Origin of the sequence: Lysinibacillus sp. (assembly GCF_032093475.1) — a bacterium.
Taxonomy (GTDB): domain Bacteria; phylum Bacillota; class Bacilli; order Bacillales_A; family Planococcaceae; genus Lysinibacillus; species Lysinibacillus irui.
Genome location: NZ_DAMDAY010000147.1, coordinates 1 through 9,661, shown reverse-complemented (window position 1 = coordinate 9,661; position 9,661 = coordinate 1). Strand labels below are relative to the sequence as shown.

Annotated in this window: 10 protein-coding genes; 7 read left to right on the top strand and 3 right to left on the bottom strand. The window is 37.7% G+C overall.

Annotation, left to right across the window (positions count from 1 at the left end; all coding sequences use genetic code 11):
• Window positions 1-112: 112 nt before the first annotated feature.
• Both RT445_RS21270 and RT445_RS21265 read right to left on the bottom strand, forming a co-directional pair.
• The gene (locus tag RT445_RS21270; RefSeq protein ID WP_274793591.1) at window positions 113-1,162 is read right to left on the bottom strand and encodes a Cj0069 family protein; all 1,050 of its coding nucleotides are present in this window, start codon (window positions 1,160-1,162) and stop codon (window positions 113-115) included.
• 152 nt (window positions 1,163-1,314) lie between these two features.
• Window positions 1,315-2,241, bottom strand: a complete 927-nt coding sequence (locus tag RT445_RS21265; protein ID WP_274793590.1) for an EamA family transporter — start codon at window positions 2,239-2,241, stop codon at window positions 1,315-1,317.
• A 112-nt stretch (window positions 2,242-2,353) separates the two neighbouring features.
• On the opposite strand from RT445_RS21265, the gene RT445_RS21260 reads away from it, so the two are divergent.
• Together RT445_RS21260 and RT445_RS21255 are read left to right on the top strand one after the other, a co-directional pair.
• A complete protein-coding gene (locus tag RT445_RS21260) occupies window positions 2,354-3,241 on the top strand; it encodes an AraC family transcriptional regulator (RefSeq protein ID WP_274793589.1) in 888 nt (295 codons plus the stop codon).
• 100 nt (window positions 3,242-3,341) lie between these two features.
• Window positions 3,342-4,379: a beta-carotene 15,15'-monooxygenase gene (locus RT445_RS21255; RefSeq protein WP_274793588.1), complete on the top strand. Its 1,038-nt coding sequence runs from the start codon at window positions 3,342-3,344 to the stop codon at window positions 4,377-4,379.
• A 58-nt stretch (window positions 4,380-4,437) separates the two neighbouring features.
• Here RT445_RS21255 and RT445_RS21250 read toward each other — a convergent pair whose 3' ends face one another.
• Complete coding sequence (locus tag RT445_RS21250; RefSeq protein WP_274793587.1) at window positions 4,438-4,902, bottom strand: hypothetical protein; 465 nt, start codon at window positions 4,900-4,902, stop codon at window positions 4,438-4,440.
• Window positions 4,903-5,226: 324 nt separating this feature from the next.
• Here RT445_RS21250 and bioD point away from each other — a divergent pair, with 324 nt between their 5' ends.
• The 5 genes from bioD (at window position 5,227) to RT445_RS21225 (ending at window position 9,359) form a co-directional block, all read left to right on the top strand.
• Entirely contained in the window at window positions 5,227-5,931 is a 705-nt protein-coding gene (bioD, locus tag RT445_RS21245; protein WP_274793586.1) for a dethiobiotin synthase, read from the top strand.
• A complete protein-coding gene (gene bioA, locus RT445_RS21240) occupies window positions 5,912-7,288 on the top strand; it encodes an adenosylmethionine--8-amino-7-oxononanoate transaminase (RefSeq protein ID WP_274793585.1) in 1,377 nt (458 codons plus the stop codon). Before bioD ends, bioA begins: the two co-directional genes overlap by 20 nt.
• Complete coding sequence (locus RT445_RS21235; protein WP_274793584.1) at window positions 7,281-7,874, top strand: biotin transporter BioY; 594 nt, start codon at window positions 7,281-7,283, stop codon at window positions 7,872-7,874. The genes bioA and RT445_RS21235 overlap by 8 nt, the downstream gene beginning before the upstream one ends.
• The gene (bioB, locus tag RT445_RS21230; RefSeq protein ID WP_274793583.1) at window positions 7,871-8,866 is read left to right on the top strand and encodes a biotin synthase BioB; all 996 of its coding nucleotides are present in this window, start codon (window positions 7,871-7,873) and stop codon (window positions 8,864-8,866) included. The genes RT445_RS21235 and bioB overlap by 4 nt, the downstream gene beginning before the upstream one ends.
• A gap of 370 nt (window positions 8,867-9,236) precedes the next feature.
• Window positions 9,237-9,359, top strand: a complete 123-nt coding sequence (locus RT445_RS21225) for a hypothetical protein (protein WP_274793582.1) — start codon at window positions 9,237-9,239, stop codon at window positions 9,357-9,359.
• Window positions 9,360-9,661 lie beyond the last annotated feature (302 nt).

Sequence of the window (9,661 nt, the reverse complement as noted above, 5' to 3'; positions counted from 1 at the left end):
CATTGTAGCAGGATTCTTGTTAATTGGCTTTGCTGGTTATTTTATATATGAATTTATACGAGCAATTAAGATTTATATATGAAAAGTGCGATATAAAAAGATCGCACTTTTTTTATTGCGCAACAACCTCTGTACGCTCATCCATACACATGACTATTTCTTCTGCTACTTGCTGCGCTAACGAAAGTTCAGACGTAAAACCAACACAGGAACAATTCATTTCCCCTAAAATATAGCAATCTTCTCCCGCTTCATTTGTATCTAACATAAAATCAGCAGTCCAAATCAGCGGTAAATCATGATTCCCTAATAAGCTTGTCACTTGAGGGAGCTGTGCTAAAAAGTTTTCTACAAGCTCTGGCCATTCTTCGGGCTGATCATAACGATAGTGAGCACCTGAAAAGAGCGTTGCACTAAAGGCATCCTTCGTTTCAGCAGGTTTCTTATGTACGACATGAACAGGGTGATCTCGTAACATCAATAAACGGATTTCCCCCTCTGTAATACGTGGAAGAAATCGCATATCAATTAACATACCATTGGCACCAGTAATATACTGCTCACAAAACGTCATAAAGTCGCCAAGTTGCCAATATTCAACATGGTTATCTTTCGCTTCTGTACATTTAATTTGAGCATCAAGTGGCACTGCAGTAACGCCCTCGGCCAGTGGGTCCACCAAGTTTACTCGCCAAATTCCTTCACCAGTTGAACCACGGTTTTGCTTTAGAACACGTTCAGTCACGGCTAAGGATATAGGGAATTGTGTTTTGAATGCTTCGATTGTGTAGTAGGCAAATGTATCATCAGGTACTAAATTAGTCGTCGTAAGCTTTGATAACACATCTTTAGAACCGTAGCTAATCATGGCATCTGGATGTGGCATTCCTATAATTCCCGCTTGGCATAGCTCCCGCAACATTTCAAAATACTCTTCTTCATGCTGCAAGTTGCCTGGATTAATGCGGGATACATAGGCTACACCATGCTCTTTTACATACTCAAAAATTGCCTGTTTTTTAGTGACATCAAAGAAAAGAACCTCAGCATCTTGCCCTCGTTGCTTTAATGCATCCACCATGGGCATTGTATCTGGGCGATAGCCGTCTGGTCCTTTATCTGTGCCACCCTCAACCTCGAAAATAATAACTTTTTTATCCATAATAGTACCTCCCTTTGTCTGTTATTATGTTCAGTATAGTTGACAAAAAGGGAGAAAAGATATATGAAATATGTAAAATTTATGTATAAATTCATATTTTGCTATATCTATAATAGGAAGTATTAACTATTACTATTTTGAATTATCTGATTTTAATATGTTTCGGGCTGTTTCTTTTGAAAAACTGTGAGGTATAAAATCATCAAGAGAATTAATAATGTCCCCAAAAACTGATAGCCTCCAAATGGAATTTTTAACCACCATACACTCGTGACGACAGCAGTTAATGGTTCTAGGCTTCCTAGTAAGCTAGATTCTTTTGGCGATAAATACTGCAAACTAGCAATATAAAACCAAAACGCAAGCATCGTGCCAAACACAATAATAAAAAGGAAATAAATAACGGTAGAAAAGGTCCAAGTTGACATATCAATAGCCCAAGGATGATGGAAAAAACTCATTACTAAACCACCTATGATCATAGACCAGCCAACAACTAATAAAGAGTGAAACTGTTGCAGAAGCGGCACGGCATATAGCGTGTAAAATGCAACTGAAAGTCCTGATAATACACCCCACAACACAGCCAGAAATGGAACTGATAAGGTCGACAAGGAACCGTTTGTTAAGAGCAAAAATGTTCCCACAAGAGTGAATGTGACTGCAATGCCATCTTGTTTTGTTAATGGACTTTGCTTCGTTAAAAAGTAATAAGCCATGATAAACAGAGGTGCTAAATATTGTAGTAATGTTGCCACTGCTGAATTACCAATAGCGATGGACATCATATAGGTATACTGGACAGCAAGCATCCCAAGTAAACTAAATAAAATTTGTCTATATGCATTTTGCTTTGTCCGCCACACAACAAATATGGAGGCATGACGATGAGTAATTTTATAAACAGCAAGTAGTAGTATTCCAGCCATAAGCAACCGACTAGAAACAAGCCAGCCTACCTCTATATTGTCCTGTTGAAACAGTCTCTGCGCTACGGTTCCTCCAATTCCCCAAAAACTTGCTCCTAGAATGACAAGTAATAAACCATATGTACGATTTTTCTTGATGGTTTGACCCATATCCTAACATCTCCTAAACTATCATGATAAAGTGATTATAAAGGAATTAAATATGAAAAAATAGCGGTTCAATACTGTGAAAATATCAATATATTGAGGGATGTGAAAATTGTTGCCACACTTAAACATTTCGAAGGATTTACAAGAACTAACATTACATGGCACAAAGGAATTTCCAGTTGCCTTATATGAAACGGTCATGCGATTAGAAAGCATGGATTTCCTACCACTTCATTGGCATAAAGAAATTCAATTTGTTTATATAAAAAGTGGACGTGTCCAATATCGAGTAGGAACAGATGTATTTATATTGGAGGAGGGGGAGGGACTTTTTATCAATGTATCGGGATTACATGAAGCCAAACCATATCAATTTGAGCAAGCTTTGATTTATTGTGTAAATGTGGATGCAAAGTTGATGGGGGGACATGAAGGCAGCATCTTTCACTCTAAATATGTGCAGCCCTATATAACGACTAATCGATTGCCATATGTTAAGTTAACCGGGGAGTTATCAGAAAAAGTAGCGGATATAGCGGATATGATGCGAGAGCAGGTAGCATTCTTTGAGTTTAAGATATGGAGAGAACTCCTCTTCATTTGGGAATCGATGCTAACACAATCCATGCTAACAAAAGAAATCGTGGATTCTAGTATTATCGTACAGCATGAACGAGCAAAAGCTATGCTGGATTTTATTCACGCACATTATCACGAGAAAATAGCATTAGAAGATTTAGCTAGTCATGTTTACTTAAGTCGTGCCGAATGTAGCCGCTTCTTTAAAAAAATAGTGGGGATGACACCATTTAGCTATTTATTACAATACAGACTTCGCAAAAGCATAGAGCTATTACAGAATGATGAGCAATCCGTTACTGCCGTTGCGATTAATACTGGATTTAGTACAGTCAGTTACTATATTGAGAAATTTAAACAATATACAGGCTACTCGCCACATGTTTATCGCAGAAAGTTTCTAAGTGTGAAAAATAATTGAACTGAAATGGAAAGACGATAAACTTTTTTACTTAAAATATATACAAGATTAACCAATTGAAATAAAGTTTAATTAACAGTAGAAAGGGGGCTTAAGGAAAATGATCGTTTTAAAAAGAAAGCAAAATATATGGCTAGCCTTGTTACTATTAGTGCTAGCTAGCAATTTTACGCTCTATCATAGTGGATTAGGTTCGTCCATTTTACCCCTTAAAACGAACGGTGTAGTGATGGGTTCATTGTTTGACTTTGTTGTGGTCATGCCTGTGTTATATATGCTTTATAAAGGGAAATTCTCCTTAAAGCAGGCTATATTATTGGCCGCTTTTGGCTGTATTGCCGCACGCTTTATCATTCCCATAGAGCATCTTCAGCCATTTGTGGCCGTAACGTGGGCTGGTTTTGCGGTCGAAGGAACGGTTATTCTATTGGAAATTGTCCTTGTAGCAACCCTTGTACGATACTTGCCATCTATTTTAAAGGATGTTCGTGAAAGTTCCTTACCTGATCTCTTTTCATTTTCAAAGGCCGTAGAAAAGCATGCACCAAAGCATCCGGTTATTCAAATGATTTGTGCAGATTTACTAGTGCTTTATTATAGTTTTGCAAGCTGGAGAAGGAAAGAACCTCAAGGCTTAACTTTGCATAAACAGTCAAGCTATATCGCTTTTCAGCTTATGATTATTCATGGTATTGCCATCGAGACAATTGGTATTCACTGGTGGCTACATGAAAAATCCATGATCCTTTCGATTGTACTGCTTATTTTTAATTTGTATTCAGTTATTTTTTTTATAGCGGATATGCAGGCTATACGTTTAAACCCCGTATACGTCACTGAAGATACTTTATATTTATCTCTTGGTTTAATGAAACGAACAGAAGTCCGCTTTGCTCATATTGCAGAAATGGTTGAAGACAAAGGGCAACTAGAAGGAAAATTATCAAAGGATACGATAGATTTTATTGCCCGTGATTTTGGAGAAGCCTATCCACAATTTATTTTAAAAATGAAAGAACCGGTAGAAGTGACATTTATGTTAGGAATAAAAAAACACTATAACCAAGTAGCGATTAAAGCAGATCAAGTACAGGAATTTAGACAAATGCTAGAAAAAGGAATGTCCAAACACTTCTAGCGTAACAATTCAATAGCCAGCGTTTTGAATAGGTTAATCAAAACGCTGGCCTTTTTATTTAATCAAGATGGGCAATCGCATGAAGAATATCATCGCGGACTGCTTCCCAAAATTGCTGCTGAGCCGCATCACAATACGTATAAAGCTCTTTATGCTGAATATGGTCGTATAGAATAGCAATATTATTTTGATGAAAGTATAGTCGATGATTTAAAGCTTCTCGTTCATCTTCAATACAAAATAGTTTATAAATATCTGCAACACGTTCAAGCTTTGCTAGCTTTTGCGTCATAACCTCATATTGCACTTGATGAAAGCGTCCAACTGCAGACGACATGGATATTTTAGCTCGATGCTCTGCCTGTAATGTACGCAACTCCTCCTGACGAATCGCCACACGGTACCAAAATTCATAACGATGCGGTAACTCTTTTAATTCATAGGTGAGTAAGGATTTCAAAATAACATGTACTTGTTCATATGTATCGATAATCTTCTCTGGTTCTTTAAAAATGCCAAACATACAACCACCCCCATGTAATTTAATACTACGAGTAATGATTAAAATCCTTTAAAAACATCCTAATAATCAAAAGGTTAATAATTCCTAGGTTCTTGAACTTTTCCAAAGTATGAAATTGTTTTATTGGGTATGACAGTAAACGCTAGATTCTTTCTCTAGAAGGAGGGGCTCTAGTGTTTTTTCTTCATTTAGGACGGAATTTACTGATTTTATTAAGGAAAATAGTAAATTCAGAAAAATAGAGAAATAGCATTTACAAAACAAAAATATTTATGTTAACTTAAATAATGAAGTTGGTTAACTTAAAAAGGGGGGAAGTTAACAATGCAACATTTTTGGGTTGTAGGAACAGATACGGATGTAGGAAAAACCATTGTCACCACCATGTTAATGTGTCATTTACAAAGAAAGGGGTTAAACGTTACCCCATATAAGCCTGTTCAGACAGGGGAGGTAAATGACAATGGGCATGGCTATTATCATGATACAGCCATGTATGAAGCGTATTCCTTACAGAAGCTTAAGCAAGGGCACATCAATAGTTATTCTTTTAGAGAAGCCGCTTCACCACATTTTGCTGCACAGCTGGAGGGACAGCAAATTCATGTAGACGAATTATTTCAGCACCTTCAAGGATTACAAGAATCCTATGATGTCGTGATATGCGAGGGGGCTGGTGGACTTTTTGTGCCGCTCACTGCTCCTAATGGTCCGACTTTACTGGATGTGATTGTTAGGAGCAAGCTGCCAGTAGTGCTAGTTACAAGGACATCTCTTGGGACGATTAATCACACATTGCTAACGATGGAGGCATTACATTCTCGTCAAATTAATGTGGCAGGTATTGTTTTTAATGGGGACACAGGTAGCAAAATGGAACAGGACAATATACAAACGATTTTACAATACCACCCTATACCTTATGCAATTATCCCGAAGCTAAATAATATGTCACAGCTAATGGAGTATTCCATAACACACACAACTTTGTTTGAAAGGCTTTTTGCATATGAATCAAGCATTAACTGACTTACAGAAAAGAGATGTAAAGCATATTTGGCATCCATGCTCGCAAATGAAGGATTATGAGGCGTTTCCACCCATTGTTATAAAAAAAGGACAAGGAGTATGGTTATATGACGAGCACGACCGACGTTATTTAGATGCCGTATCCTCTTGGTGGGTCAATTTATTTGGGCATGCTAATCCACGTATTAGCCGGGCTTTAAGTGAGCAAGCATTTACATTAGAGCATACGATCTTTGCTAATTTTACCCATGAGCCTGCAATAAAAGTAGCCGAGAAATTATCAGCTTTAGCACCAGAAGGCTTACATAAAGTATTTTTTGCGGATAATGGCTCTTCTGCCATAGAGGTGGCCTTGAAAATGAGCTTTCAATACCATATGCAGACAGGTAAAACAAAGAAAAAGCGCTTTCTCGCTTTGACGGATGCTTATCATGGAGAAACGATTGGGGCTTTATCTGTAGGAGGAGTAGAGCTTTACAATGAAGTGTACAAGCCTCTTTTATTAGATACTGTTCGTGCCAAAGGGCCAGACTGCTATCGTTGTCCATTTCACAAAGAGCCAGCAAGCTGTAATGCGCCATGTAGTCGCTTTATAGAAGATCAGCTCAAAGAACATCATGAAGAAATTACGGCTGTTATTATAGAACCGCTTATACAAGCGGCAGCAGGTATGAAAATGTATCCACCCATCTATTTGCAACGCTTACGAGCACTGTGCTCTCAGTATGATGTGCACTTAATAGCAGATGAAATTGCTGTTGGCTTTGGCCGCACAGGTACATTGTTCGCTTGTGAACAAGCGGGGATTTCACCTGATTTTATGTGTTTATCAAAGGGGCTTACAGGCGGTTATTTACCATTATCTGCTGTCTTAACGACGGACCAAATTTATCAAGCTTTTTATGACGATTATGGAACAATGAAGGCATTTTTACATTCTCATAGTTATTCGGGCAATACATTGGCCTGCCGAGTTGCGCTTGAAGTGTTAACGATGTTTGAAGAGGAGCAAGTGATTGCAATGATTCAACAGAAAGGTGAGCGTATGCGAGAGTTAGCTACAGCTGCATTTTATGACGTACCTTATGTAGGTGAATACAGACAAGTTGGTTTAGTGGGAGCTATTGAACTTGTTGCCAATCGAAAGACAAAGGAACCATTCCCTAGTGAAGAAAGAATTGGTTATCAAATTTACCAACGTGCTTTAGCACATGGTCTACTCATAAGACCTCTTGGCAATGTGCTGTATTTTATGCCACCGTATATTATTTCTGATGAAGAAATGATCTTCATGATCGAAACAACAAAAGAAACGATTGAACAATTTTTCCAAGACAGGAGGGTTACAGTTGAGTAAACGTCACCATACATTAGCACTTGTCATGATTGCTATGTTTGCTGCTCTTACGGCAATCGGGGCTTTTATTAAAATCCCATTACCTGTCGTACCATTCACATTGCAAATTGTTTTTGTGTTTTTAGCTGGGTGCTTATTAGGTCGTCGCAATGCCCTTTATAGTCAACTTATTTATATTGGAGTAGGGTTAGTGGGATTACCAGTATTTACACAGGGTGGAGGTATTATGTATGTTTTGCAGCCTACATTCGGTTATCTGATTGGCTTTGCCCTTGCTGCCTATTGCATTGGGTTCATTATGGAAAGAATAAAGACACCAACAAAAAAGCATTTCATTGGGGCAACGATTATGGGGCTTATCCTTATTTATGCTGTAGCCGTTCCTTATTTATATGTGGCTTTGAATTTCTGGTTAGACATGAAGTCGAGCTGGTCACACGTTTTCGCTATTGGTTTTCTAAGCAGCATTGTGGCTGACTTTTGCTTAGCTATCACATCAGGCCTACTAGCAGAAAGATTGTATAAAGTATTTCAGTCGGCAAGAAATGTGAAAATTTCACAAGTGGAAAGGGAGAATGTCATATGAATTATAAACAATTAGCGCAAGAAGTAATTGCTGGCAAAATCATTAGCAATGAGGAGGCACTGGCCATTTTAAATTGTGAAGATGATGAGCTATTGGAGGTGATGGATGGTGCTTTTGCGATTCGTCGTCATTATTATGGTAAAAAAGTAAAATTAAATATGATTATGAATGCAAAAAGCGGCTATTGTCCAGAGGATTGTGGTTATTGCTCGCAGTCGTCTAAATCTACTGCTCCTATTGAAAAATATCCTTTTATTTCAAAAGAAGAAATTCTAGCTGGTGCTAAACGAGCGTTTGACAACAAAATTGGGACGTATTGTATCGTAGCAAGCGGTCGAGGGCCAACTCGTAAAGATGTTAATGTAGTGAGCGAGGCGGTCGCTGAAATTAAAGAAAAATACGGTTTAAAGGTTTGTGCCTGTCTTGGCTTGCTGAAAGAAGAACAGGCACAGCAATTAAAGGAAGCTGGTGTGGATCGCTACAACCATAATTTGAATACATCCGAACGTCATCATGCTTATATTACTACTTCACATACCTATGAGGATCGTGTCAATACGGTGGAGATTGTGAAAAAGCATGGGCTCTCACCTTGTTCTGGTGCCATTATCGGTATGAAGGAGACGAAAGAGGATGTAGTCAATATAGCACGTGCCCTCCATCAATTGGACGCTGATTCCATCCCAGTGAACTTTTTAAATGCCATTGATGGTACAAAGTTAGAGGGAACAAAGGAATTAAATCCCCGGTACTGTTTAAAAGTTTTGGCGTTATTCCGTTACATCAATCCTACAAAGGAAATACGTATTTCGGGAGGTCGTGAAATTAATTTAGGGTCACTTCAACCGCTTGGCCTCTATGCAGCAAACAGTATTTTTGTAGGCGATTATTTAACAACAGCTGGTCAAGAGGCGAATAGTGATTATCGTATGTTGGAAGACTTAGGCTTCGAGATTGAATTAACACAAAAGCAAGAAGCAGTTTTTTGTTAACCTTATGAAATGAAATTTACTACTACAGAAAAAACCGTACATTCGTACGGTTTTTTGCTTGAGACAGATAAAGTAAGGCAAATGACGGATGAGAGAAGCAAATTGGTGGATATAAATTGAAAAATGACGGATAGAACTAACAGAGTTTACTGTTTTATGCCTATCAAATAACAATTTTCACAAATTGTTCAATGAAAGCGTTTTGAAATTGAACAGTTTGTGAAGACCTTCACATAAAGCTTTCTTTTCAAAAAAAACAGCGTAAAATAAGAATCAAGTAAGGAATTGTTATAAAACAGTTGACGATATGTAGCTCAAGTTTTGGTGGTTGTTATATTACAATAAAAACTAAGCGAAGGGAGCTTTTCACATGTGGGTTATTACAGTTTTTGATAAAAAGGATGTTCGGATTTTTGAGTATGCAAGTAAAAATGAGGCAACAGAAGCGATGTTAAAATTCAAGAAAAATGCAGTTTTAACATATACAAAATAGGTTTTTAAGACATGCAGCCCTCTCTTCTTTGAGGGCTGTTTTTTAATAAACGACAATTGAAAAGGAACTATAAAGTGGGGATGATATAAGATGTAAGGCCGATCGACACATACATCAATCCAAGTAATACACTACAGGTCTTAGGATGACCATTCATTATTCGTATTAAAAAACCGTATAAGCGCTGTGTAAGCGTTTATACGGTTTCACTTTTTATAATATACTTGCTAAACGTTTAATTCCTTCACGAATCACTTCAGGTGTTGCATTTGTATAGTTAAGACGCATTGTATTCACGTTTG